This window comes from Streptomyces sp. NPDC029466 (assembly GCF_055574515.1).
Genome location: NZ_JBVHZH010000053.1, coordinates 1 through 24,540 on the forward strand (window position 1 = coordinate 1; position 24,540 = coordinate 24,540).

At 69.0% G+C, this 24,540-nt stretch carries 21 protein-coding genes, 1 tRNA gene and 1 pseudogene; 16 read left to right on the forward strand and 7 right to left on the reverse strand.

All coding sequences use genetic code 11. The features are described from left to right. Positions 1-196: 196 nt before the first annotated feature. The 4 genes from ACZ4XD_RS31455 to ACZ4XD_RS31470 all read left to right on the forward strand — a co-directional run bounded on the left by ACZ4XD_RS31455 (position 197) and on the right by ACZ4XD_RS31470 (position 4,983). Positions 197-601, forward strand: a complete 405-nt coding sequence (locus tag ACZ4XD_RS31455) for a PPOX class F420-dependent oxidoreductase (protein WP_042147072.1) — start codon at positions 197-199, stop codon at positions 599-601. Between the two features lie 122 nt (positions 602-723). Then, positions 724-2,118 carry a cysteine--tRNA ligase gene (cysS, locus tag ACZ4XD_RS31460; protein WP_468047693.1) on the forward strand — a complete coding sequence of 465 codons (1,395 nt, stop codon included), beginning with the start codon at positions 724-726 and terminating at the stop codon, positions 2,116-2,118. Positions 2,119-2,246: 128 nt separating this feature from the next. Continuing rightward, entirely contained in the window at positions 2,247-3,203 is a 957-nt protein-coding gene (gene rlmB / locus ACZ4XD_RS31465) for a 23S rRNA (guanosine(2251)-2'-O)-methyltransferase RlmB (protein WP_388197547.1), read from the forward strand. 160 nt (positions 3,204-3,363) lie between these two features. Beyond that, positions 3,364-4,983 (forward strand): DoxX family protein, encoded by a 1,620-nt coding sequence (locus ACZ4XD_RS31470; RefSeq protein ID WP_468047766.1) that lies wholly within the window; start codon positions 3,364-3,366, stop codon positions 4,981-4,983. Positions 4,984-5,332: 349 nt separating this feature from the next. On the opposite strand, the gene ACZ4XD_RS31475 is transcribed toward ACZ4XD_RS31470, so the two are convergent. From ACZ4XD_RS31475 to ACZ4XD_RS31485, 3 genes are all read right to left on the reverse strand, one after another. Further along, positions 5,333-6,061: a nucleotidyltransferase family protein gene (locus ACZ4XD_RS31475; protein ID WP_468047696.1), complete on the reverse strand. Its 729-nt coding sequence runs from the start codon at positions 6,059-6,061 to the stop codon at positions 5,333-5,335. Between the two features lie 30 nt (positions 6,062-6,091). Next, the gene (locus ACZ4XD_RS31480; protein WP_190142903.1) at positions 6,092-6,511 is read right to left on the reverse strand and encodes a hypothetical protein; all 420 of its coding nucleotides are present in this window, start codon (positions 6,509-6,511) and stop codon (positions 6,092-6,094) included. A gap of 225 nt (positions 6,512-6,736) precedes the next feature. After that, a complete protein-coding gene (locus tag ACZ4XD_RS31485) occupies positions 6,737-7,873 on the reverse strand; it encodes an ABC transporter ATP-binding protein (protein WP_468047698.1) in 1,137 nt (378 codons plus the stop codon). Between the two features lie 176 nt (positions 7,874-8,049). Between ACZ4XD_RS31485 and ACZ4XD_RS31490 the strand changes: the two genes are divergently transcribed. Continuing rightward, positions 8,050-8,123: transfer RNA gene (locus tag ACZ4XD_RS31490), tRNA-Thr, on the forward strand. Between the two features lie 45 nt (positions 8,124-8,168). On the opposite strand, the gene ACZ4XD_RS31495 is transcribed toward ACZ4XD_RS31490, so the two are convergent. Both ACZ4XD_RS31495 and ACZ4XD_RS31500 read right to left on the reverse strand, forming a co-directional pair. Then, positions 8,169-9,842, reverse strand: coding sequence for a tyrosine-type recombinase/integrase (locus tag ACZ4XD_RS31495; protein ID WP_468047700.1), 1,674 nt, complete (start codon positions 9,840-9,842; stop codon positions 8,169-8,171). Then, positions 9,839-10,534: a helix-turn-helix domain-containing protein gene (locus tag ACZ4XD_RS31500; RefSeq protein ID WP_468047702.1), complete on the reverse strand. Its 696-nt coding sequence runs from the start codon at positions 10,532-10,534 to the stop codon at positions 9,839-9,841. The genes ACZ4XD_RS31495 and ACZ4XD_RS31500 overlap by 4 nt, the downstream gene beginning before the upstream one ends. 131 nt (positions 10,535-10,665) lie before the next feature. On the opposite strand from ACZ4XD_RS31500, the gene ACZ4XD_RS31505 reads away from it, so the two are divergent. From ACZ4XD_RS31505 to ACZ4XD_RS31540, 8 genes and pseudogenes are all read left to right on the forward strand, one after another. Beyond that, positions 10,666-10,860, forward strand: coding sequence for a hypothetical protein (locus tag ACZ4XD_RS31505; protein ID WP_129298510.1), 195 nt, complete (start codon positions 10,666-10,668; stop codon positions 10,858-10,860). A gap of 218 nt (positions 10,861-11,078) precedes the next feature. Then, positions 11,079-12,368, forward strand: coding sequence for a DUF3631 domain-containing protein (locus ACZ4XD_RS31510; RefSeq protein WP_468047704.1), 1,290 nt, complete (start codon positions 11,079-11,081; stop codon positions 12,366-12,368). Between the two features lie 481 nt (positions 12,369-12,849). Next, positions 12,850-13,620: a DUF2637 domain-containing protein gene (locus ACZ4XD_RS31515; protein ID WP_468047706.1), complete on the forward strand. Its 771-nt coding sequence runs from the start codon at positions 12,850-12,852 to the stop codon at positions 13,618-13,620. Positions 13,621-13,964: 344 nt separating this feature from the next. After that, entirely contained in the window at positions 13,965-14,525 is a 561-nt protein-coding gene (locus ACZ4XD_RS31520; RefSeq protein ID WP_168480680.1) for a MobC family plasmid mobilization relaxosome protein, read from the forward strand. After that, positions 14,522-16,237: pseudogene (locus ACZ4XD_RS31525) on the forward strand (relaxase/mobilization nuclease domain-containing protein). The gene ACZ4XD_RS31520 and the pseudogene ACZ4XD_RS31525 overlap by 4 nt, the downstream one beginning before the upstream one ends. Before the next feature lie 273 nt (positions 16,238-16,510). Continuing rightward, complete coding sequence (locus tag ACZ4XD_RS31530; protein ID WP_468047708.1) at positions 16,511-16,828, forward strand: WXG100 family type VII secretion target; 318 nt, start codon at positions 16,511-16,513, stop codon at positions 16,826-16,828. Beyond that, positions 16,828-18,135 (forward strand): WXG100 family type VII secretion target, encoded by a 1,308-nt coding sequence (locus tag ACZ4XD_RS31535; RefSeq protein WP_414505537.1) that lies wholly within the window; start codon positions 16,828-16,830, stop codon positions 18,133-18,135. The genes ACZ4XD_RS31530 and ACZ4XD_RS31535 overlap by 1 nt, the downstream gene beginning before the upstream one ends. Positions 18,136-18,176: 41 nt before the next feature. Beyond that, positions 18,177-19,043, forward strand: coding sequence for a hypothetical protein (locus ACZ4XD_RS31540; protein ID WP_468047711.1), 867 nt, complete (start codon positions 18,177-18,179; stop codon positions 19,041-19,043). 131 nt (positions 19,044-19,174) lie between these two features. On the opposite strand, the gene ACZ4XD_RS31545 is transcribed toward ACZ4XD_RS31540, so the two are convergent. Beyond that, positions 19,175-19,747: a GNAT family N-acetyltransferase gene (locus ACZ4XD_RS31545; RefSeq protein ID WP_468047713.1), complete on the reverse strand. Its 573-nt coding sequence runs from the start codon at positions 19,745-19,747 to the stop codon at positions 19,175-19,177. Between the two features lie 26 nt (positions 19,748-19,773). Continuing rightward, a complete protein-coding gene (locus ACZ4XD_RS31550; protein ID WP_468047715.1) occupies positions 19,774-21,159 on the reverse strand; it encodes a hypothetical protein in 1,386 nt (461 codons plus the stop codon). Between the two features lie 433 nt (positions 21,160-21,592). Here ACZ4XD_RS31550 and ACZ4XD_RS31555 point away from each other — a divergent pair, with 433 nt between their 5' ends. Genes ACZ4XD_RS31555 through ACZ4XD_RS31565 form a run of 3 tightly spaced genes read left to right on the forward strand, consistent with a single transcriptional unit; the run spans position 21,593 to position 24,521 of the window. Continuing rightward, positions 21,593-21,967 carry an ATP-binding protein gene (locus ACZ4XD_RS31555; RefSeq protein WP_468047718.1) on the forward strand — a complete coding sequence of 125 codons (375 nt, stop codon included), beginning with the start codon at positions 21,593-21,595 and terminating at the stop codon, positions 21,965-21,967. A 56-nt stretch (positions 21,968-22,023) separates the two neighbouring features. Then, the gene (locus ACZ4XD_RS31560; RefSeq protein ID WP_468047720.1) at positions 22,024-23,439 is read left to right on the forward strand and encodes a protoporphyrinogen/coproporphyrinogen oxidase; all 1,416 of its coding nucleotides are present in this window, start codon (positions 22,024-22,026) and stop codon (positions 23,437-23,439) included. Next, a complete protein-coding gene (locus ACZ4XD_RS31565; RefSeq protein WP_468047722.1) occupies positions 23,436-24,521 on the forward strand; it encodes a hypothetical protein in 1,086 nt (361 codons plus the stop codon). Before ACZ4XD_RS31560 ends, ACZ4XD_RS31565 begins: the two co-directional genes overlap by 4 nt. The last annotated feature ends 19 nt before the right edge of the window (positions 24,522-24,540 follow it).

Sequence of the window (24,540 nt, forward strand, 5' to 3'; positions counted from 1 at the left end):
GCCGGCGCGTCACCAGCCCCTCGCGCTCGGCACTTCCCCCCCCCCCCCACCCCCCCCCCCCCCCCACCACCCCCCCCCCCCCCCCCCCCCCCCCCCCCCCCCCCCCCGCGCCCCCCCCCCCCCCCCCCCCCGCGCGGGTGTTGGGGGGACCATCGGAGTACGTGTCCCTCGGAACGGCCCGCAGGAAGGACCCCTCGTGACCGCCACCCTGTCCGATGACCTCAAGCAGCTCCTCGACACCCCGGTCTTCGTGACCGTGGCGACCGTCCAGCCCGACGGCAGCCCCCAGGTCTCCCCGGTCTGGGTGAAGCGCGACGGTGACGATCTGCTGATCTCGACGACCGTCGGCCGCCGCAAGGAGCGCAACCTCCGCCGCGACGCCCGGGTCTCCGTCGTCGTCCAGCCCTTCGACGCGCCCTATACGTACGCAGAGGTCCGCGGCTCCGCCTCGCTCAGCACCGAGGGCGGGCCGGAGCTGATCGATGAGCTGTCGCGGAAGTACACCGGCAAGCCGTACGCGGAGTTCAACCCGGCGTCGGCCGACGACGCCGAGCGGGTCGTGGTGCGGATCACCCCGCGCAAGGTGGTGGGCAGCATCTGACCAGGCCCCGGGCCCACCCCGGGCAGGTGACACTTCCGGCGAATCGGGCGGTTGTGGCGGATCTGTTTCCCCGTGGCCCAATGGGTCGCGGGGCACTGCCTCGTTCCGACTACCCTGGTTCCGTGACGATTCGCCTGTACGACACCAGCGCCCGGCAGATTCGCGACTTCACCCCGCTCGTGCCGGGCTGTGTCTCGATCTACCTGTGTGGCGCGACCGTGCAGGCCGCCCCGCACATCGGGCACATCAGGTCGGGACTGAACTTCGACATCATGCGCCGCTGGTTCGACTACCGCGGCTACGACGTGACGTTCGTGCGCAATGTCACGGACATCGACGACAAGATCATCAAGAAGGCGGCCGAACAGGACCGCCCCTGGTGGTCGATCGGCTACGAGAACGAGGTCGCGTTCAACACGGCCTATGACGCCCTCGGCTGCCTGCGTCCCACGTACGAACCGCGCGCCACCGGCCACATCCCCGAGATGATCGAGATGATGCGCGGCCTGATCGAGCGGGGCCACGCCTACGCCGCCGACGGCAACGTCTACTTCGACGTGAAGTCCTTCCCGGAGTATCTCCAGCTGTCCAACCAGGAGTTGGACAACCTCCGCCAGCCGGAGGGCGAGGGCGAGACCGGCAAGCGGGACCCGCGCGACTTCGCGATGTGGAAGGCGGCCAGGGAGGGCGAGCCCAGCTGGGAGACCCCCTGGGGCCGCGGCCGGCCCGGCTGGCACCTGGAGTGCTCGGCGATGGCCCACAAGTACCTGGGCTCCGCCTTCGACATCCACGGCGGCGGCGTCGACCTCGTCTTCCCGCACCACGAGAACGAGATCGCGCAGGCCAAGGCGTACGGCGACGACTTCGCCCGTTACTGGTCGCACAACGCCTGGGTGACCATGAGCGGCGAGAAGATGTCCAAGTCGCTGGGCAACTCCGTGCTGGTCGCGGAGATGGTCAAGCGCTGGCGCCCGATCGTGCTGCGCTACTACCTGGGCACCCCGCACTACCGCTCGATGATCGAGTACAGCGAGGAAGCACTGCGCGAGGCCGAGTCCGCGTTCGCGCGGATCGAGGGCTTCGTCCAGCGCGCGGTCGAGAAGGCCGGCGTCGTCGAGCCCGCGCCCGAGGTGCCGCCGGCCTTCGCCGAGGCGATGGACGACGACCTGGGCGTCCCGCAGGCGCTGGCGATCGTGCACACCACCGTCCGCCAGGGCAACTCCGCGCTGCTCGCCGACGACAAGGAATCGGCGGTGGCCCGGCTCGCCGAGCTGCGGGCGATGCTCGGGGTGCTCGGCCTGGACCCGCTCGACGAGCGCTGGTCCGGCGGCGGCACGGACCGCGGCGACGACCTCCACGGCGTGGTCGACTCCCTGGTCCGCCTGGTCCTCGACCAGCGCCAGGCCGCCCGCTCCCGCAAGGACTACGCCACCGCCGACGCCATCCGCGACCAGCTCCAGCAGTCCGGACTCGCCATCGAGGACACCCCCTCGGGCCCGCGCTGGTCGCTGTCCTGACCCCCCTCCCGCCCGTCACCGGCCACCCGGATTCGACCGTCCGGGTGGCCGCGGGCGACACTCATTCCATACGTACGTCCCCACTCCACGTCGCGAGACGTCGAGAGCAGTGAAGAAACAGGTGACCCATGGCCGGCAACAGCCAGCGCAGGAACCGCCGCACGTCCAACAAGAAGGGCGCGCAGGTCGGCAGCGGCGGCAAGCGGCGCCGGGGCCTGGAGGGCAAGGGCCCGACCCCGCCCGCCTCCGCACGCAAGGGGCACGTCAAGAACCGCGTCGCCAATGCCCAGGCGAAGCAGGCCGCGGCGCGCCGCCCGGCCCCGCGGCGCGGCGGCGCCAAGGGCACCGCTGAGCTGGTCGTCGGCCGTAACCCGGTCTTCGAGGCGCTGCGCGACGGCGTGCCCGCGACGAACCTCTACGTCCAGCAGTTCATCGACACCGACGAGCGGGTGCGCGCCGCACTCCAGCTCGCCTCGGAGCGCGGCGACATCAACCTGATGGAGGCGCCGCGCCCCGAGCTGGACCGGATGACCAACGGCCTCAACCACCAGGGCCTGGTCCTCCAGGTCCCGCCGTACGACTACGCGCACCCCGAGGACCTGGCCGCGGCCGCCTTCGACAACGGTGACGACCCGCTGATCGTCGCGCTCGACGGCGTCACTGACCCGCGCAACCTCGGCGCCGTGGTCCGCTCCGTGTGTGCCTTCGGCGGCCACGGCGTGGTCGTGCCGGAGCGCCGGGCGGCCGGGATGACGGCCGGTGCGTGGAAGACCTCGGCGGGCACCGCGGCCCGTACGCCGGTCGCCCGCGCCACCAACCTGACCCGGACCCTGGAGTCGTACCAGAAGGCCGGTCTGACGGTCGTCGGGCTGGCCGCGGACGGCGAGCTGGAGCTCCAGGACGTCGAGGCGCTGGACGGCCCGGTCGTGATCGTCGTCGGCAGCGAGGGCAAGGGCCTGTCGCGGCTGGTCGGCGAGACCTGTGACGTCCGGGTGCGCATCCCGATGCCGGGCGGCGCGGAGTCGCTGAACGCCGGTGTCGCGGCCGGTGTCGTCCTGTGGGAGGCGGCCCGCCGCCGCGGCTGAGTCCGCTGCCCCGGGGGCGCCCGGCACACCGCCGCGCCACCCCGGGGCAAGACCTGACCCTCCGTACGTCTTTGCCGGATCCCGTGATCTTTGACGGGTCTCGGACAGATCGACCCGGTCAAGGCAGTGTCTTTCACGCGAGTCACTCGGTTAGATGAGCGTGGACACCAGAACACCCCGCACGCCTACGGGGGGACGCTCGCCGGGCTTCGATGACGAGCCGGGCCTGAGCTCGGTCAAGGTGCCGTGCGATCCCGCGCAGGTCATCGTCAACCACGCCAGTTTCCGCGTACAGCTCGCCGCGCCCGCGGCGGGCGGCGCCATGGCCGACACCGCGCACATCCCCGCCGTCCGGGGCCCGTCCGCCGGTGCCAGACGCCGGGCGCCCGTGGTGTGGAGCGGCCGCACCGCACCGGGCGGGACGGCCGGCGCCACCACCCAACTCCTGCACGCGGTACGCGACGCGGGCATCGGCCTCGACGGACCGGGCGAGGACGTCGGCACGACCCAGGTCCTGCCCCGGGTCCGCCTCGACGAGGCGCCCCCCGCCCAGACCGTGATCGGCCAGCGCGGCCCTGCCCAGAACGACACCAAGCTGCTGCGTGGCGTACGCCCCGTGGGCAGCGCGTACGCCGACACCCCCTACCGGAACTCCGCGTACGGCAGCCGGGGCCCGCTCGACGACGGCTACGAGGACGACCGGTACGAGGCACCGGACGGCTACGACCCCGGCGGCCGGCGGCGCGGCGCCGACTCCGTGCGGCACGCGTACTACCCCGGCCGCCGGATGAACCTCGGCGTCGTCCTGCTGCCGCTGCGCATCTTCCTCGGTCTGATCTCCGTCTACGCCGGGATGGGCAAGCTCTGCGACCCCGTCTACTTCGACGGCGGCGAGCGGGGCTCCATGGTCAAGTGGCTGATGTCGCTCGACCCTTGGGCGCTGGCGGTGCCGCTGCGCGACTTCGCCGTCTCGCACCCGGTCGGCGCCGGGCTGACCGTCGCCTTCCTCCAGGTCGTCGTCGGTGTGCTGACCATCTGCGGACTGTGGCAGCGGGTGGCCGCCGCGATCGGCGCCCTGCTGTCCGCGGCGCTGCTGATGACCGTCAGCTGGCGCACCGTCCCCGCCTACGACGCCCCCGACATCATCTACCTCGCCGCCTGGAGCCCGCTGATCATCGCGGGCGCCCCGGTCTACTCCATGGACGGGCGGCTGGCCGGTGAGGCCTGGCGTCGGCTCGGCCCCCGCGTCGAGGTGGCCGACCTGCGGCGCAGGGTGCTGCGCCGCGGCGCCGTGATGACCGCGGTGGTGGCCGGACTGACCCTGCTCATCGGCTCGCTGCTCGGCGGCGCCGTACGGTCCGCGACGGTCGCGCCCGTACCGCGGCCCGGCGAGCCCGCGATCAACAACCTGCCCGGCTCCCCGCTGCCCCGCCCCGGCAAGCGCGCCACCCGGCCCGGCCACCGGCACACCGGCAGCGCCGCCCCGCGCCCCGGCAAGCCCTCCGCGGGTGCCTCGCACAAGGCCCGCAAGCCCGGCACACCGGCCGCCTCGGCCCCCGGCACCGGACGGTCGACGGGCAGCAGCAGCGGCCTCTCGGAGCAGCCGGGCGCGACCACCAGCGCACCGCAGCAGACCGTGCCGACGCGGCGGGCCCCGGTACCGAGCCGGGTGCCGCCCTCGGCGGGCGGCACCGGCGGTGGCACCACCGGCAGCAGCGGCAGCAGCAGCGACTCCGGAAGCGACTCCGGCCGCGACGCCCTGGGCGGCCTCCTGGGCTGACCCGCCGCCTCCCCGCACCGTCCCCGATCTCCCCGATCTCCCCGTACGGCTCCTCTGCACCGGCCGCCAGGGGGAGGGAGGGGTGGTCGGGGACAGTTGTGTGTGGGGAGGGGGAGGGGAGGGCGGAGGATGGCCGCGGGGCGTCGTGAGGGGCCGAGGCGGCGGCGTGGTGGCCCGTGGACGGCGTCGGGGTGGGCGTGGTGGCCTGTGGCGGCGGCGTGGTGGCCGTGGTGGGGGCGCGGTGGCCCGTAGTGGCGACGCGGGGGCGCCGTACGGCTACCGGCGCCCGGGGGCCCGTACGGCTACTGGACGCCCGGGGACCCGCCCCAGCCCCGCGTACGCCGCCCGCTCAACGCCCTTGGGCGCTCAGCTCCTTGGCGGCCTCGGTGAGGTCCTTGGCGGTGTCGATGGCGCGCCAGTAGGCGCCCTGGGGGAGCGGGAAGCCGGCCAGCCGGCGTTCGCGGGCGAGGCGCGGGAAGGTGGTGCGCTCATGGTCGCCGCGGTCGGGGAGCAGCCCGGTGAAGGCGGCGGAGAAGACATAGACGCCGGCGTTGATGAGATACGGCGAGGGCGGCGACTCGATGAAGTCCAGCACATGCCCGAACGCGTCGGTCTCCACGGCACCCCAGGGGATGCGGGGGCGGGCCAGCGCGAGGGTGGCCTCGGCGGCGCGCTCGTGGTGGAAGGCGGCCATCTCACGGAGCGGGAAGCGGGTCCAGATGTCGCCGTTGGTGGCGTACCAGGGCTCGTCCGGGCGGGGCAGTGAGCCGGCCGCGTACTTGAGGCCGCCGCCGCGGCCCAGTGGTTCGGTCTCGACAACGGTCGTGACGCGCAACGGGAGTTCGGCCCGGTCCAGCCAGTCCTGGAGCACTCCGGCGAGGTGCCCGCAGGAGATGACCGCGTCCGTGACGCCTTCCTCGGCCAGCCAGTTCAGCTGGTGGCCGATGATCGGGGTCCCGGTGCCGGGAATCTCGACCATCGGCTTGGGGCGGTCGTCGGTGTACGGGCGGAGACGTGAGCCCTGGCCGCCGGCCAGGACCACGGCCTGCGTGGGATATGGATGCGGGGCACCTGTCATGGATCGCACCCTATGCGGTGCGAGCGGGGGTCACTGGGCGGCGGCGACGCCGGTGGCGAAGGAGGTGTCGCAGACCGGGCGGGAGAAGGCCTGAGCGCGGTGTGCGGCGCCGTACTTGGCGACCGCGGCACGGCCGAGGTCACGGGCGATGGAGACGCAGTGCTTGGCCAGCGAGGGCCGCTTGGTGGTCGCCTCCTGGAGGTGGGTGAGGGCGACGCCCGGGTCCTTCTCCTGGAGCTCGACCAGGAGGCGCTTGCGCAGGGCCTCCTCGGGGGCGCGGGCGGCGGTCTTGGTGACGGCCTTCCCGGCGGCCGCGGTCAGTACCTGGGAGTCGGTGGCCGTCGACGACGCCCACGGGACGGCGGTGACGGCGAGGGTCCCGGACAGCACCAGGACGACGGGGAGGACGAGGGCGAGAGTTCTGCCGATGCGGCGGGCTGCGGAGTTCACGGTCGCGATCGTAGCGAGGAGTGATGATTTGGCGACATTTGGTCACCTTATCGGGGGACGCAATGGCCCGTCGGTGCGGTTGTGGGGTTGACGCACTGGTGCGGAAAGTCGGGTTATGTCCCTATGGTGCCGACTTGGCGGCGGGGTGCGGGAGTTGTTGCCGGCGAACGCCGCGGCGGCCCCGGATGTGCCCGGGACCGCCGCCGCGCTCGCTCTCCGCCCGAATCAGTCGGTGAGGCGCTCCCCGGACGACGTCGAGAAGACATGCGTCTCGCCCGCCCGCGGCACGACGTGCAGCCGGCTGCCCTTCTCCGGAACCTGGCGCCCGTTGACCCGTACGACGAGATCCTTGACCTCGCCGCCGACCTCCGCGGTGCCGTACACATAGCCGTCGGCGCCGAGTTCCTCGACGACATTGACCGTGATGGCCAGACCGGCCGGCGCGTCCGCGGACTCCTTGGACAGCGACTGCGCGGCGGCACCGTTCTGCTCGACGATGTCGAAGTGCTCGGGGCGCACGCCCACGGTCACCGTCCGGTCGCCCTTGTCGGCCGCCGAGGCCAGCGCCTCACGGGGGACCGGGACGACGCTGTTGCCGAACTTCACGCCGCCGTCGGTGATCGGCACCTCGACGAGGTTCATCGCGGGCGAGCCGATGAAGCCCGCCACGAACAGGTTCGCCGGCCGGTCGTACATGTTCCGCGGCGAATCGATCTGCTGGAGCAGGCCGTCCTTGAGCACGGCGACCCGGTCGCCCATCGTCATCGCCTCGACCTGGTCGTGCGTGACGTACACCGTCGTGATCCCGAGCCGGCGCTGAAGCCCCGCGATCTGCGTACGGGTCTGGACGCGCAGCTTGGCGTCCAGGTTGGACAGCGGCTCGTCCATCAGGAAGACCTGCGGCTCCCGGACGATCGCCCGGCCCATCGCGACCCGCTGCCGCTGACCGCCGGACAGCGCCTTGGGCTTGCGCGACAGGTACTCCGTGAGGTCCAGGATCTTGGCCGCGTCCTCGACCTTCTGCCGGATCTCGGCCTTCGGCACACCGGCGATCTTGAGCGCGAAGCCCATGTTGTCGGCGACCGTCATGTGCGGATACAGCGCGTAGTTCTGGAACACCATGGCGATGTCCCGGTCCTTGGGCGGAAGGTGGGTGACATCGCGGTCCCCGATGCGGATGGCGCCTCCGTCGACGTCCTCCAGCCCCGCGAGCATCCGCAGCGAGGTGGACTTGCCACATCCGGAGGGGCCGACCAGAACAAGGAATTCGCCGTCTTCGATGGCGATGTCCAGTTTGTCGACGGCGGGCTTGTCGGAACCCGGGTAGATGCGGGTTGCCTGGTCATACGTGACCGTAGCCATGGTGAAAGTCCCTTCACCGGCAGGAACGTGCCGGACGATCCGAGTAAAAGGAGTGGTGTAGTCCACTGATATGGACTCTCCGTGACGCTACCCGCGGCGGGCCCCGATGTCAGTAGCCCGGCAGTCACGAAATGGGAACCGGCATCCGGCGCGCCTGGGTACACTGCTTCACGCACGCCTCCTTAGCTCAGCTGGCCAGAGCACCGCTCTTGTAAAGCGAAGGTCGTCGGTTCGAATCCGACAGGGGGCTCTTAGCATGCCGCGCTGACCTGGGGTTTTTCCCCAGAGAGGCGTTCTATTCGGCCTCGGACTCCTCGTCCGGGGCCGTTTGCGTGCGCGGTGCGTGAGCGGATGGGGCACCAGAGCCGCCCTCGGCCGCGGATTCTCCGGCACTGTCCGCCACAGCTTCGGCTTCGGTTCCGGGTTCTTCGTCCGCTTCGATGTCCGCCTCGGTCGCGGTGGCCGGCTTCGTCGGGCGTGCGCGGGGGACGAGGCGGGCGGCGGCTTCGGCGATTGCCCGGTCGGTCTCGGGCAGCAAGCTCGTGTAGGTGTCCGCCGTGATCGCGATCGAGGAGTGGCCGAGCATCTCCTGGATGTCCTTCAAGTCGGCCCCGGCCGCGTGGGCGAGAGTCGCCGCCCCATGGCGCAGGTCGTGGAGCCGGATCGGTGGGAGGCCGATCTCCTCGCACAGCTCGATGAAGCGGCGGGTGACGTTGGCGGGGTGGAGCATCTCGCCGTTCTCCTTGGTGAAGACGCGTCCGGTCTCCGCCCAGGCGCTGCCCCACTCCTCGCGGTCCATGTCCTGCTGGATGCGGTGCCGCTTGAGGGCCCGGACCGTGTCTGAGTCGAGCGCGATCGTCCGAGCGCCCGCGTCGGTCTTGGGATCGTCCTCGTACACCTCCCAGCCGCTCACGACGAGTTGCTTGGCGACGGTGATGCGGCCGTCATCGAGGTGTGTGTCGGTCCACCTCTGCCCGCACGCCTCGCCTCGCCGCAGTCCACGGAAGACGATCAGGTGCCAGAGCGCGTAGAGACGGTCCTCGGCGACGTGGTCGAGGAAGAGGCCGGTGTGCTCCGGCGTCCAGACCATCACGGGCGAGGGCTTCTCGCCGGTGCGCTTCCAGTGGAGGATGCGCTCCTCTGTCCACACCAGAGCCTTGGGGCGCTTGCCGGCCTCCAACTCGACGTGGGAGGCCGGGTTGAAGGTAATCAGCTGCTGGGCGATCGCAGCGTTCAACGCGGCTCGCAGCGTGGAGCGAATGCGCTGACGCGTGGCTGGAGTGGCGACGCGTCGGAAGGGATCCATCTCAGCGATGGCAGCCTTCAACACCTGGCGGCGGGCGCGGTGGGCGCGACCCTTCCAGGGAATCTCGGCCAGGTCCTCGATCGCCCTGCGACGGGTGGCATTTGCCTCGGTGATGTCGACGTTGGCCTCGGCGATGGCCTCGAACATCTCCGACAGGTGGCTGACGCGCAGGCGGTCAAGGCGGAGGTGCCCGATCCGCGGTTTGAGGTGGAGGCGGATGTTGCCCTCATCGCGGCTGATGGCACTCGGTCGCCCCTTCTTGCCCGCCAGCCACATGTCCAGCCAGTCGCCGACAGTGAGGCGGCTGGTCAGGTCCAGGCCGTGGCTGAGGCGCCGCCGGGTCTCTTCGACGTTCGGCAGGGGCGCCTTCTCGTCCGCCACCTTCTCCAGCAGCTCGGCGATCTGGGTCAGGCCCTCGGGGTCGTCGGCGTCGGAGAGCCCGAGCAGGGCGCGTATGTGGTCGAGGTCGGCCTGTGCGGCTTTGAGGGACTCGTAGCCGGCGCGGCTGAAGGAGCGGCGGGTGCCGTCCTCGCGGGGTGGGAGTTCCTGGCGTATGGAGTACGAGCCGTGCTTGCGGCTGTTGAGCTTGGGGCAGTTCTTGCCGAGCGGCTTGCCGGTCTTGGGGTCGCGGCAGTAGCAGCGGCGGTGGGTGGAGCCCTTCAAAGATCGTTCTCCTCGGTGGTGACGGTGTCGGGTTCGGGTGGATCGACGTCGGCGAGTGGAGAGGGCAGATGGGGTGGGGTGCCGCCGCCTTCGCGGATGGCGTCGCGGTGCCGACGCAGTTCGTACTTGGCCTGGGTGGCCTGGTCGGCGTATCGGACCAGGGCGCGCTCGGCTGCTTCCCGTTGGACGCGGTTGGCGGCGGTTTTCACCTTCCAGCGTTCGTAGTCCTCGCTCTCCACGGCAGCCAGGGCCGAGCGGAGTTCGAGGTCGTGGGCTTGGAAGTGATCGAGCATGTAGTCGGTGGCGTCATCGGCAGGGGAGTCGCCGACGAACCACTGCAGGGCGTCCCAGGTCGATTGGGGGTCCTCGAAGGGGAGCTGGCGGACTTCGGCGACGTAGCCGACGGGGTAGATCAGGCTGATCGGGGAGACGAGCAGAGCCTTCGCGAGGACCATGATCTCGAACAGGGGCAGGGTGGCGCGGCGGCCGGACTCCATGTTGGCGATGACGTTGCGAGGGATGGGGTAGCCGATTTCCTCGCACTTGTCGGCCAGGTCCTGTGCGCTCCACCGCAGTTCCTTTCGTCGTCTGCGGACCTCGCCGGCCACGGTGGCCATGACGTGGTCCTCCCACTCAAGGAAGTCGTCCTTGTCTTCCTTCTCGTATCCATGGTCTGAACGGTGTTGTGTCATGAAGACACATTAGCTCTGGTCACAGTGGTTCTCATGCCTGGAGACGGACGTGCTCGTCGCGTTCGCCGAGGGCTCACTCATGGAGGAAGCGCCGCGTGCGTGAGGACGAGATCACTGGTAAGTCGTTCGGGATGAGCCGGGAGGAGCTGCTGGCACTGCCTGCGGCTGTTGACCTGGACACGGGTAACCGGGCTCTGGGGTTGGGGCGGAGCAAGGGGTACGCGCTGGCGAAGCAGGGGCAGTACCCGTGCAGGGTGTTGCGGCTGGGTAAGGCGTACCGGGTCGTGACGGCTGATCTGTTGGAGCTGCTGGGCCTTGCCGCGTGACCGGGCGTGCCCGTAGCAGGTGTGTCTGCGCTGAGCTGACACAGAAACGCTGGACTGTGGACAGGTGTGGACGTACTGTCCGTGTTCCCTCGCCCCGGCCAAGGAAGCGAGGAAGCCTCCGGCGGGCCAACGCCGGAGGCTCAGCACACTCCACTGCCCGCATTCCACGAACGACCTGGGTGACCTGGGCCTGCACGTCACCGGTAAGGAGCTGCCCTGTGCAACCTACGGCACCTGAGCCCTATTCCGCAGCCGGCAAAGCGGTGTGGCCTCCGGTTGCAGTGCCCGGTCGGCCCGACCACTCCGCACCCGAGGTCGCCCCGGCGACTGAGGACGCAGCGTCGGCCCGTGCGCAGGCCGTTGACCCTGCTGAGGAGGAGGCGGTCCCGGATCCGGCGCCGACCGAGGGCTCTGCGCTGCTGGACGAACTGCGTGCGCAGATAGCCCGATTCGTGATCCCGCCCACCCAGCAGGCGCTGGACGCCGTCACGCTGTGGGTTGCGGCCACCCACCTCCAGCCTGCGTGGCAGCACGCGCCGCGCCTGGCGGTGGTGGGCCCTGCAAAGCGCTGCGGCAAGTCACGGCTGCTGGACGTGCTGACCGAGACGGTGCACGAGCCAATGCTCACCATCAACACCACACCGGCGGCGGTCTTCCGATCGATCACGGAGGAGCCGCCCACGCTCCTGGTGGACGAGGCGGACACGATCTTCGGCACGCCGAAGATGGCGGAGAAGAACGAGGAGATGCGTGGCCTGCTCAACGCCGGTCACCAGCGCAACCGCTACGTCACGCGGGTGGTGGGCAACGACCACACGCCCCGCAAGTTCGAGACCTTCGCCATGGCGGCTCTTGCGGGGATCGGCGACCTGCCGGACACGATCATGGACCGGTCGGTAGTCGTCCGCATGCGCCGCCGGGCCGAGGGCGAGACCGTCCGGCCCTTCCGCTCACGTCGCGACACTCCGGCCCTGCACCACCTGCGCGACCGGATCGCTGCGTGGGCCCGGCCGTTGCTGGATGAGGCCGCTGACCTGGAGCCGGTCATGCCGGTCGAGGACCGTGCCGCCGACACCTGGGAGCCCCTGGTGATCGTCGCGGACCTCGCTGCCGGACCTTGGCCACGTCTCGCGCGGGCGGCGTGTGCGCAGATGGTCGCTGCCGAAGCGGCCGCCGAGGAGGAACACCCCAGCGGAGCGAGGATCCTCGCCGACATCCGTCGGGTCTTCGTCGCCCAGCGCGAGGTCGACAGCCTCTCCACCGCGGATCTCCTCTACCAATTGCGCCAAGACGCGGAGAGCCCGTGGGCCGAGTGGGGACGAAACGGGCTGGGTGCCCGTGACCTGAGCGCGATGCTGCGCGAGTTCGGCATCAGGTCCGGCAACGTCCGCATGGCCGACGGAATGCAGCTCAAGGGCTACATGCGCAACAAGTTCCTCGACGCGTGGCGGCGCTACTGCCCCACCGTGCACCCGGTCGACGCCGGTCCCGCGCCCCATTCGGGCTGAGGTCCGCCCCTCCGGTTGCCGTCCTTGCCGTCCCTGCCGTGATCCCGCAGGTCAAAGGGAATGTCGGTAAGACGGCAGCCGGGCTCAAGACGGCAACGCGATCATCAACGGCGCGCTGACCGCCAGGACGTCTCCCATCTCCGTCTTGTGCCGTCCTAGGCGTCCCTGCCGTATCGCCGCAGGTCACAAGGGCTTGGACCAAGACGGAGGACGGATCCGCCCCGTCCACTGCCACCCCCACGTTCACGCCGAGGGCGGCGGTGCCGCAATACGTCGGCACCGCCGCCGAGACGGAACGCCAGCACCTGTGCCGTACCAGCTCTGACCTGCGGTTTCAACGGCCAAGACGGCCAAGACGGCCAAGACGGACTACGCCACCACCACAGGAGAACCCCGCTTGACCACCCTCGCACCACCCGCCGACCACACCGATCAGGAGCCCGGTGCGTGCCGCACTCCGCGCTCAGGAGGGCAACTGGTGATGACCAAACAGACCGCCGAGACGTATGCGCTCGTCGCGGCGGGAACCGTCATCGTTGCCCTGACCGCTGGTGGGTTCTGGCTCTCCTACGCGCACCTCGCCGAGGTTGCCGGGCAGCATGGACTCAGGAGTTCCCCCGTACGCCAATGGGCCTGGCCCGCGACGTTGGACGCGTTCATCGTCGCGGGGGAGTTGCTGATGCTTCGCGCGGGCCTGCGGCGGCTCACCGATGGGTGGGCCATCGCCCTCACGGCCACCGGGTCGGTCGGTTCCATCGCGCTGAACGTAGCTGGGGTCAGCGGAGCCGGCGGTCCCGGAGCGAAGCCCCTGCTCGACTATGTGGTCGCTGCCGTACCCCCGACCGCCGCGCTGCTGGCCTTCGGTGTTCTGATGCGGCAGATCCACCAGCTTGTCGACCGGCCGATCGGCCGACTGGGACCGGCGTTGGATGAGGCACGGGGGACGGCGACCGATGCGGCTGTCCACGCCGCTGAGCCACCGGCTGGCAGTTCCGCCCAGTCGCCGGAACCTCAGCTTCGTGAACCGGACAGCAAACCACGTGGGGGCCGCCCAGCTGGTGCCACGGTCGACGAACTCGTGGAGATCGGTCGTATCGCCGCTGCCGAGCAGCGCAAAGTCACCCGGGCCATTGTCCAAAAGGCCATACGGGCCAAGGGACTGACGGTCAGCGGGGAACGGCTGACCGAGGTGATGGAAGTCCTTCGACGCGAGCTCGAAGCCGCTTCCGGCACCGGTCCCGATAGGGACTGACCGCTCGCCCTATGGGGTGACCGGAACCCTTCCGGTCACCCCGCCACCGGTCACCGCCCCCTCACCGCTTGGTCATCCACACCTGTGGAGGGGGCCGTGGACCGCCTGGACTCTGCCTGCCCTTCCTCGTCAGCCCGCCTGCCCCACTCGCACCTTCCGGAGAGCCACCCATGACGCACGACCCACACCACGCCGAGGTCACTCACAACGAGCCACGGCTGCTGACGAAGTCCCCTGGAGCGATGGGCCTTTTGCGGCGGGCATTCGGATGGATTGCCCCTGGCGGAGCCAGTAGTACCCCGAGTCCGACTCAAGGCCGGCCTTCGGGGATCTCCGCCCCAGGGGTGGCGGAGACGGCCCAGCGCCAGGGGACGCCGGGCCAAGGGGTCGGGGCCGAGGGTGGCCCCGACCCGGACACGCTCCACGCCATCCAACGCGAGACCCTCCGCCCCGCCCGTGCTGCCGAGAGCGCCACCGGCGAGCCCTCCGTGAAGAACGCCCAGCCCACGATCCGTCGCTTCAGCGGCAACAAGCGCACCGTCCGCGTCGGCCCGCTGCGGTTCACCGACTACGAGCACGCCGGCCTTCAGGAGGCCGCCACCGAGCACGGCTACAAGGGCGAGTCCGGCTTCGCCGCCGATGTCGTCCTGGCCTTCATCACCGGCCGGTTCACTGCCAACCTTCCCCTGTCCGAGGATCGCCGCCGCACGCACATGTTTCGCGCCCAGGTCCTGCGTCAGCTCAACCGCATCGGCGTCAACGTCAACCAGATCGCCCGCGCCCTCAACAGTGACCTCACCCCACCCGACATACGCCACCGCCTCGACGAACTCCACCACCTGCTGGAACTGATAGCCGAGGCCCTGCGCCAGCCTGCCGACCCGGGGGAGGACCTTGCCGCATGATCGCCGCCATCAAGGCGCCCGGCGCCAACACCCGTGGCCTGCTTGCCTACCTCTACGGCCGAGGAACCCACGACGAACACTTCGACCCGCACATCGTGGCCGGCTTCGCGATGCTCGGCATGCCCGACCCCGGCCGCGACGAGACGGCCACCCTCACCGAACTCGCCCGCCACCTCGACGAGCCCGTCCGCCTGCGCAACAGCGAGTTCGGCAAGCCTGTCACCGACCACGTCTGGCACTGCCCCGTCCGCGCCGCCCCCGAAGACCGCTACCTCTCCGACACCGAATGGAGCGAGATCGCCCAGCGCGTCGTCGCCGCGGCCGGCATCGCCCCTGCCGGTGATGACCTGGCCTGCCGCTGGATCGCCGTACGCCACGCAGACGACCACATCCACATCCTCGCCACCACCGTCCGCGAAGACGGCCGCCGCCCCAAACTCCACGACAGCGGCATCCGCGTCGGCGACGCATGCCGCGAGATCGAGTAGGACTACGGTCTGCGCCGCCTGAAGAAGGGCGACCGCACCGGCACCCGACGTCCCACCCAGGCCGAAATGCACAAAGCCCAGCGCCTCGGCTGGGAACAGACCAGCAAGGACTGGCTCCAGGACCGCATCCGCGCCGCTATCCCCCACGCCACAAGCGCCGAGGAACTCCTCGCCTACCTCGAAGCCGAGGGCATCCGAGTCAAGGCCAAGCGGGGACCATCCGGCGACCTCCTCGGCTACGCCGTCGGCCGCCCCGGCGACCTCAACAAGGACGACGAACAGATCTTCCACCCCGGCGGAAAGATCGCCCCCGACCTCTCCCTTCCCAAGATCAAGGCCCGCCTCGAATCCAGCCAGCCCGAAGAGCACCCCACCGCCCGCCGCGCCCAGCCCAGCACCCCCTGGCACCGAGCAACTGACGCCCTCGACAGTCTCCACACCGACCTTGCCTACGACGCACGAGCCCAGGCGCACATCACCGCCCTCGGCGAACTGATCGAAGCCACCGCCCAGACAGCGCCCACCGACCTGCGCGCTGAACTCCAAGCCGCCTCGAAGGCGTTCGCACGGGCCCAGCGCTCCCAGATCCGGGCAGAAGACCGAGCTGCCCATACTCTGCGTAACGCGGCCCGCGACATCGCCCACACCGCCACCGGCCCCGACGGCAGCGCCCTCGCCGCCCTGGTCGCAGCGCTCGTCTGGGCCGCAATCGTCGCAGGACGCTGGCATGAGGCCAAGGGCCACGCACACCAAGCCGATGCCGCCCGCCAAGCCCTCCAGCACCTGCGGACCGCCGCCGACCGCGCTCTCACCCCGGAACTCACAGACCTCGTGCAACGCCAGCCGAAGGAGGAGACCCGCCGCACCCTGGCCAGCGACGTACGAGCCGCCATCCCCGACCACGCCGCGCGGATCCTCACCGACACCGGCTGGCCGGCCCTCGCCACCGTCCTCGCCGACGCCCAAGCCCGCGGTCACAAACCCCACCAACTCCTCAAGGAAGCAGCCGCCCAGCGCGAACTGGCCACCGCCCGCCAACCCGCCCGCGTCCTGATCACCCGCATTCAGCACACCGGACGCAACCCCATCCCCAACCGCCGCGCCGCAGCAGCCCGCCTCCGCACCACGACCGCGGACTCGTACCCATCCCTCGGGCCTGACTTCGCCCAGCCAGCGGTGGCAACTACGGCACCAGCCGAGCAGCAGCGCCGCCCGCGTCGCTAGCTGTCCAACACGCCGCTGTACGACCGTGGCTCTGCTGCGGTCGTACAGCGAGCGATTGGACGTGCGCTCGGCGAATCGCCCCCTGCTGGAATCCGGCTGGTAGGGGGCTGCGGTCTTGCCCTGCCACTAGTCGGGCAGCGTCCTACCGTGGCTGAAACCCGCTCCCACCAGGGCGATTGTCAGTGCCGTATGCGAGGGTCGCTATCTGTGAGCCGAAGCATTGTCGGCGGCTCGCGACGGGTTACGAGTACACGGCCAACGGGGAGGCACGGTATGGCTGGCGACGGCTTTGACATAGACACCGACCAACTCAAGTCCGCCGCTCCAACGTTCCACCGAGAGTCTGTTGCCCTGGAACGGGCGACAACCAAGCTTCGCCACACACTGAGCGGACTGGGGGAGCCGTGGGGCGGTGACGAGCAGGGCAAGAAGTTCGAGCACGCCTACGCCCCGCACCAGGCGCAGATCGAGAAGGCAGCCGCAGCCCTGGCCAAGGGACTGTCCAGCATCACCAAGGCCATGAACGACATGGCCGCCAACCACGAAGACGCTGACCACTCGGCCAAGTCCGGCTTTGAAGGTGGTAAGTGATGGGCGCTGCCGACAAGGCCAAGGAGATCGTCCAGGACCTCACCGGCATGTGGTGGCCGGAGGGCAACGAGGACGAACTCCGAGAAGCCGCCCGCGCTTGGCGTACGTACGCGGACGACGTTGAGGACTGCACGGCCGCCTGCCACAAGAAGGCCCAGGACGTCATCGACAACAACAAGGGCAAGTCGATCGATGCGTTCGGGGAGTTCTGGCGCAAGTACCACGGCGGCGGCAAGGGCTACCTCGACGACGTGGCCAGCGCCGCCCGCGACATGGCCAAGGCTCTGGACAAGTACGCCGACCAGGTCGCCGAGGCCAAGAAGAAGATCGAGCACGAGCTGGAGATCGCCGGCGCGGTTCTGGTCGTCGGTACGGCCCTGGCCGTCTTCACTGGCGGCATCACCGAGCTCGCGGCAGTCGGCGCCACCGAAGCGATCGTCGCCGCAGCGAGTACGGCGGGCATCGCCGTTTCTGCCACCGTCACCGAGATCGCCGGAACGGTCCTGGCCACTGCCGCCATCGGCGGCATCGAAGCCATCACCGTCGACGTGGTCGTCGCCCAGGGCGGCCGCAACCTTCTGGGGGACCAGAAGGGCATCAACCTAGATGAGATCAAGCAGGCCGGAGCCACTGGGGTCTTGCTGGGGGGCGCCCTGGGCGGCGCGGGCCGCGCCGCGAAGGCTATAGGCGACGCCGGCGGCTTCAAGAACGCCTTCGGCAAGATGAAGCTGGATGTGGGTGGCCCGCGCCTCGTGATGGCCGGCGAGGGGCCAGTCGGCCCTGTCGGCCCGACCGGGCGCCCCTTGATGCGCAACACAGAGGGCAGCGGTGGGGGAGCCTCCGGAACTCCCAAGGCCAGTGGCTGGGAAACCTTAGGCAATATAAAGGGACCTGCGGCCGGGAAAACACTCAAGCGGCCAAACGATCGGCATACCATTGGTGGCGCAGGTCGAGCGGGTAAGAACATCAAAGAAGAGAACACCATCATCCTCCCGGGATATTCTCAGGAGGTCGAGAAGGATATCGCCGGCATCGCTGAAGGGAAGGCGACCTGGCTGCCGGACGGTGAGCGTTATGAGATCAACGGTCGCACTTACGGTGTCCATGAGAACGGGACCGTATACCCTGCCAAGGGTCCAGGGTTTGTGGAAATGGACCGGAATGAGTATGCGGCGCTATCGCAGATCGTAAAGGCTAAGGGGGATCTCTCGGCGGCTCCGCAACTGACGCGTAACCCTCGCTTCGTCAACAACCCGGAAGTCGTCGAAAAGGCCATGGCCATCTACAACGGGACTTACACACCATGACGTATAATCTTTTCCTCGTTGATAGCTGTGACCCGGGCGTCATGGCTGAAGCTCTCGCTGCGATCTTCCGAGTTCAATTGGGAGAAGTGGATGTTGCCGACGCTGATGGCGACCAAGAGGACCGCAACTGGGATGCCCTGGCGTCCTGCGAATACTCGCGCGTCCTGGGCAGCGTGTCGCTATCCCTGGATATCTACGCTCAGGACTCGGTGGGGCAGCAGCCTCCAGAAGCCGAATTCTCGGCAGCGCTCGCGAGCCGGCTTGGCACGTCCGTCTTGTACCCTCCTCAGGAGAGCGCCATGAGCGCTCACTGGTTGGTTACCCCAGAGGGGCTGACAACACGGGCACGGCTGAGCGAGTCAGACGATGACGAGCCAACATTCACAGTCACAGCCGTTGAGGCATTCGTTGATGGTTTGCCGGATGTTCCTGTGATGAACCTTCCGGAAGTAGTGCGTGAGCAGAAGATTGCTACACCTCTGGCCGATTCATTTGCGGAATCCCTCCAGTCGCTGAAGGGGACCGGCGACGAAGCGGATGGTTTGACCATCACAGCTGAGGTTGCCGAGGTGGCACGCATCGCCAAGTCATACCTGGGGGCGTGGGAAAAGCTATCTCGACGCGCCGAGAATGACTGGGAGCCATCTGGTTGGTACCCCGTGGAGTTCTACCGGGAAGTGCTCGGATATCGCGATGACATCGAAGGGTATCTGCGCCAACTCCCGGAGAACGTGGCCACGCTGTACAAGCGCTACCTCGACAAGGTTGACAACCTCTATCAAGAGTTGACGGTCGACGACGAAGAACACGTCATCGTCGATGGCCATGATGAGCCGACAGCTGGTTCGGCGCAGAAGGCTTGGTGGTGGTATCGCCGCCCCGAGCCCATGCCTTGGTCCAGGGGATGAAGCCGAGCGCCTCCGTGGATCTGCTGACCCGATAGGAGGTGGACCGAACGCGGTGCTGATGCATCGGCCATGACCGCATGCGTCGGTCATGGCCGGCGGGCGCTCTGCGTTTGGTCACGGCGTGGTGGCTATCATCCCTTGGCCGTCGCGGATCCGTCTGACTCCCGCCATTCGTGATCCAGGACTGAGTATGTGATCGAGTCCCTCCACGCTCCCCGTACGAACACGTGCTCCCGGATGCGGCCTTCCTCCGTCATGCCGGCGCGTAGCAGGGTCTTGGCGGAGGCAGAGTTCAGCGGTGCGCGAGCGGCCCAGATGCGGTGCAGGCCAAGGTGGTTGAAGCCGAGGTCACACATGAGGTGAACGGTTTCGGTGCCCAGGCCCGCTCCCCATGTGTGGGGGCGCAGGGCAAAGCCGATGGTGGCGGCTTTCTGGGCGTGCGGGTCGAGCGCCAGGCGGGCGAAGCCCACCAGGTCCCCTTCCTCCTGGCGGACCACACCGAGGGCGTATTCGGTACGGGGTTGCTCGCCGGAGGAGGCGATGGAGCGGGCGACGATCTCCCCGACCTGTTCATGGGTTCGGGGTTCGAAGCTCAGGTGGCGGGTGGCCTCGGCGTCGCCGTAGATGGCGTGTACGGCGTCCACGTCGTCGCTGGTGAGTTCGCGCAACTGAAGCCGGGGGCCTGCGATGTCGACCGGATGCATGGTCGGGACCCTACTCGCGGGCGGTGTTACCTGGGCAGGGCGGCGACGGGGGCCGCGGTGAACGCCTCGATTTCCTCCCGTGCCACGCGGGCTTCGGGTGCGGTGAGCCATCGGGGATCACGCAGCGCGGTGTGGACCTGCCGCACCGAGGCAACGATGCCGTTGATGCGCTGGTCGACAGACAGGTCGAGAACGGGCCGCATGGCCTCGTCGACACCGTCGAGATTTCCGGCGTGGATGCGGGCGAGGGCAAGGTCAGTGTGGGCGCCGGCCTGGTCACCGAATGCCCAGTCTTCGGGTTCCGCTTGGCGGTAGGCGGCAACGGCCGCTTCAGCCTGATGCTCCGCCTCGGGGGCGTTCGGCAGCCAGGCGGTGGCGTCGGCGGCGTAGTAGAGCTGGCGTGGTACGGGGAAGGTCATGATGCCGCCGAACTCGTCCAGGTCGTCGGGGGACACCGCATCGCGGGCCTGTTCAGCCTCCGCGAGCGATTCCCGTACAGCCGCCACATCGCCGAGTGCGGCGCCGGCACGGGCTTGCAAGCAAGACAGCCATACGGCGCTGGTGCCGGTCACGCCCCCCACCTGGGAGATGCCGAGGGCAGCGTATTTGGAGGCTTCCTGGTGTCGGCCGTCCCAGTAGGCGATCAGGGATTGCAGACCGCGGACCCAGGCGCGCATGCCGTGGTGGTCGGCGTTGTCCGCGCAGACGTAGGCGGTCCGGGCCTGTGTCATCGCCGATCGCGGGTCGCCGAGGTCGTGGCTGGCCTTGGCGAGCATGCCGGAGGTGATGGCGGAGAGCAGGTACAACTCGCGGGCCTGGCTGGGGCGGACATGGCCGTGTTCGAGGAAGCGGAAGGAGAGGTCTTGGACTTCGACGAGGTCGCCGAGGAGGGGGGCCATCGGCAGCTGCGGGTAGGCGGCGGCTAGACGACGTACCTCCTGGTGGAGCTCGTCCAGGGTCTCGGGACCTACGTTGCTGCCTTCTGCCATCGCGCTGAAGCGGAATGCACGGCGAGCTGCCATGGCGACCTGCCTCTCTAACGTGTCCCGGCCGGCGTTGTCGCCTGGAACGGGTCTGCTGGTGAACTCGATGCCGTCGAAGCCGCTGTCCCCTTCGCTGGGTTCGAGCGAGGGTGACGGCGGCCGTGTCGGCATGACGAGCCGAAGCTGGGGAACGGCATCGACTGCGGCACCGTCCTCGTTCGCTGGACCGAGCAGGACGTCGACGGGGTATCGGAACATTGCCTCCAGTACCCGGCACAAGGCCGGGTAGGGGCGGGTCTTCACCTCGCCCCCGTACCACCGCTCAAACTGCCGCTTGGACACCGTCAGGCCGACAAGCGTCGGATCACGGTCCTGTTCGGCGAGTTCGTTGGCAGTGCGCTCGAAGTGAAGCTTGAAGGTCTCGAACACCTGCCAGTGGCGCCTGGTGATCAATGTCCTTAGAAGAGTGGGCCTTTGAGCCATCAATCCCCCGATGGGTTCCGGTCGGCTCGTCGGTTCGACGGTAGCCCCGCAATGCCGCATACGGGAGTGCGAGCTGCCGCGTGCGAAGGAGATGACGGTGGAGACGACGACAACGTGACGGTACCCATGTCGTCCACCTCGCCAAGACCGAATCAGACGTCGGCGCTCATGTCGTAGTGAGGCGTGCTGCCTGGCCGTCAGGCTCGATGCCCGCCCTGAACGCGAGCGACGAGGTGGTGTTCCGGCAATGCCAGCAGCAGATGACAGCGCGATGCGGCGACAGGCAGCGCCCCGTACCGGCATTCGGAGCGCGGAGGTTTGGAGCGATAGCGGCCCACCCCTGCGGCGCGAGCGGATCTTCTCTCCGCACGGCTCGTCCGTGAGCGAGGCACGGAAGTTCGCCGTCGAGGCTCTGTCGGCTTGGGGAGTCCGGGACCGCCTCGATGACGTGTGTCTGTTTCTGTCTGAGGTCGCTACCAACGCGCTCGTACATGCAGGTCCGCCCAGCTTCGGATTCCGGGCACGGCTGGCCATCAGCGGACCGGTGGTTCGGCTGGAGATTCACGACCAGGGGGTGGACCAGCCGCATCGGAAGCATCCGCACCTTGATGACACCTCGGGCCGCGGACTGCTCCTGGTGGATGAACTGTCCGATGGATGGGGCGTGGACGAGCAGCACGGCATCGGCAAGACCGTCTGGATCACCTTCAAGATCACCGCCCCTGACCCTCGCACGCCCAAACGCGAGATCTGACGGCGATGCGACCTGTTCACACCGATCACCAACGCACATACAGAAAAGAGGAACCCATGCCCAAAGCCCAAAATCCCTTACCCGGCCGGATCGTCATCCTCGGTGCCGGCCCCTGCGGACTGGCATGCGCGAACGAACTGGACCGTCTCGGCCACCGCAACTGGAACCTGCTGGAGGCGGCGCTCACTGTCGGAGGGCTGGCGTCATCCGTGGTCGATCGCGCCGGCTTCACCTGGGACCTGGGTGGCCACGTGGTCTTCTCCCACTTCGGAGAGTTCGATCGACTCCTGGACGAGCTCTTCGCCCCGCATGAACTGCTGCACCACGACCGGTCCTCGTACATCCGATTCCGCGACCGTTGGGTGCCTTACCCCTTCCAACAGCACCTCCACTGCTTGCCGCAGGCCGACGCCGAAGCGTGCCTGCGGTCGCTGACCCACGCGTGCCAGCAGCGTGAACAGACCCTGCCGACCGACACCGACTTCGCGACGTGGCTCCAGGCCCAGTACGGAAGCGGCCTCGTCGAGCGCTTCTTCGCCCCGTACAACACCAAGGTCTGGGCGACCTCACCGGAGAAGATGAGCGCGAGCTGGGTCGCGGAGCGAGTGGCACCGGTCGACCTCGACGAGATCCTGGCCGCCTTCTACGGCGTCAAGGCCCCCATGCAGCGGTGGGGACCGAACTCCACGTTCGCCTTCCCCTCCGTCGGGGGGACTGGAGAGATCTGGCGACGACTGGGCGCCCGCCTTGGCAACCGAGTCCGTACCCGAGCCCCGGCCACGTCGATCGATCCGGGCGCCTGCCTCGTGCGACTGGAGAGCGGTGAGGCGGTGCCTTTCGACCAGGTCGTGGCAACCCTGCCCCTGGACCGGCTGGCCGCCATGACGACGACGAGTCCACTCGACGTGCGAGAGGCGGCCCGCGGGCTGAAGCACACCACCGTCGCCATGGTCGGCCTCGGATACCGGGCGCCCACCCTGGACGAGCGGTCGTGGTTCTACTTCCCGGAGGACGACGTGCCGTTCTACCGCGCCACCAACTTCAGCAAGTACGCGCCTGCCAACGTGCCCCGCGCCGATACCACCGCCTTCAGCTCATGGATGACGGAGATTTCCGTGATGCCCGGGACTCGGGTCAACCAGCGTGCCCTGGTGAAAGCCGCCGATGCTGCGCTGCGGCGACATCGCCTGGTTCCCGGGCTGGCCGAGCTGGCCACCGCCCATGTGGAGATGATCCCGTACGCCTACCCGATCCCCACTTTGGACCGGGACGAGGCGCTGGCGTTGACGGTGCCGTGGCTGGAAGGCCAAGCGATCTACCCTCGCGGCCGGTTCGGTACCTGGCGGTACGAGATCGGCAACATGGACCACGCGGTGAAGATGGGCGTCGATATCGCACGCCGTCTGGTCACGGGGGCCACCGAGGAGCTTCTCAGCAGCCAGGACGTGGTTCCCGCGGGGAGCCGCTCATGACCACCACCACGACGACGTCCGTCACCTTCGCCGGACACGTCTTCGATGTCGAGGTGGACCAGGACTTCGCCGTCGAGCAGCGCACTCACCTGCACAGCTTCGTCCCCGAGGCCGCGCTGGCCCCACCCTGTGGTCGGCTGACCAGCATCCGTATCCGCCACAACCGTGAGCTGTTCGTAGACCGGTCCGCCCGCCTCCAGACGGTGCAAAGCCGGTGCGTCGAGCCGTTCCGCGGCGAGCCGTACCTGCGGTCGCGGGTGGGTGACGTGGACTGGTGGCGCCCTCATCCCCGCTCGCACCTGTCCCAGGACCATCTCTATGCGCACGACTCCACCGGACGCCTGCACATCGTCCTCCACCCTGATGCACATCGCGGAGAGCGCTATCTGCTGCGCATCGTCCGGAAAGTCGCGATGCGGTGCGGCGAAGACCGGGGCTGGACCGCGTTCCATGCCGCCGCGGCGTCCATCGACGGAAGCGGGGTGCTCATCGCCGGACCCACCACAGCCGGCAAGACCACCGTGCTCGCCGCTCTCGCCTGCCACCGCCGAGCGGACCTGGTGGCCTCCGATCGCGCGATGCTCACTAAGAACGCGGCCGACGTCATCGGTGTCCCACTGTCCATCCGCATCGCGGGAGGCACACTGTCCGCTCTGACGCCGCGCGAGGCCCTGCCACCGCACCGGGTGCTCCCTCGCACGTTCGGTACGGATCAGAAGGCGAGCTGCACCCCGCGGGATTTCGCCGCCGCGTTCGCGGCCCAGGTCCACGAGGGCGCTCCACTGCGCCTCGTGCTTCTGCCACGGCTTCGCGACGATGACACCCCGCTCAGCATCCAGGGGCTGCACGGCGAAACCGCCCGTGCCGAGTTGGCCGCCGCGTGCTGCACCCCGGATGACGAGGACTGGCTCCATCCGTGGTTCGCGTGTCAGAGCCGGTCGGTGGAGGGACTGCGAGCTCAGGCCGACCAGGTACTGGACGACCTGGTAGCGAAAGTCCCGGTTTTCAGGGTCACCGCCGGCGTTCGCATTCCCCACTTGCTGGAACGCCTCGCCGACACCGTTGCCAGGAGGCTTTCGTGATACCGAAACGCATCTCCGT

Coding starts and splice junctions, on each gene's coding strand:
- ACZ4XD_RS31515 (WP_468047706.1), top strand. CDS start 12,850: ATGACCAAACAGACCGCCGAGACGTATGCGCTCGTCGCGGCGGGAACC.
- ACZ4XD_RS31545 (WP_468047713.1), bottom strand. CDS start 19,747: ATGCATCCGGTCGACATCGCAGGCCCCCGGCTTCAGTTGCGCGAACTC.
- ACZ4XD_RS31540 (WP_468047711.1), top strand. CDS start 18,177: ATGGCTGAAGCTCTCGCTGCGATCTTCCGAGTTCAATTGGGAGAAGTG.
- ACZ4XD_RS31560 (WP_468047720.1), top strand. CDS start 22,024: ATGCCCAAAGCCCAAAATCCCTTACCCGGCCGGATCGTCATCCTCGGT.
- ACZ4XD_RS31485 (WP_468047698.1), bottom strand. CDS start 7,873: ATGGCTACGGTCACGTATGACCAGGCAACCCGCATCTACCCGGGTTCC.
- ACZ4XD_RS31475 (WP_468047696.1), bottom strand. CDS start 6,061: ATGACAGGTGCCCCGCATCCATATCCCACGCAGGCCGTGGTCCTGGCC.
- ACZ4XD_RS31565 (WP_468047722.1), top strand. CDS start 23,436: ATGACCACCACCACGACGACGTCCGTCACCTTCGCCGGACACGTCTTC.
- ACZ4XD_RS31505 (WP_129298510.1), top strand. CDS start 10,666: ATGAGCCGGGAGGAGCTGCTGGCACTGCCTGCGGCTGTTGACCTGGAC.
- ACZ4XD_RS31500 (WP_468047702.1), bottom strand. CDS start 10,534: ATGACACAACACCGTTCAGACCATGGATACGAGAAGGAAGACAAGGAC.
- rlmB (WP_388197547.1), top strand. CDS start 2,247: ATGGCCGGCAACAGCCAGCGCAGGAACCGCCGCACGTCCAACAAGAAG.
- ACZ4XD_RS31535 (WP_414505537.1), top strand. CDS start 16,828: ATGGGCGCTGCCGACAAGGCCAAGGAGATCGTCCAGGACCTCACCGGC.
- ACZ4XD_RS31530 (WP_468047708.1), top strand. CDS start 16,511: ATGGCTGGCGACGGCTTTGACATAGACACCGACCAACTCAAGTCCGCC.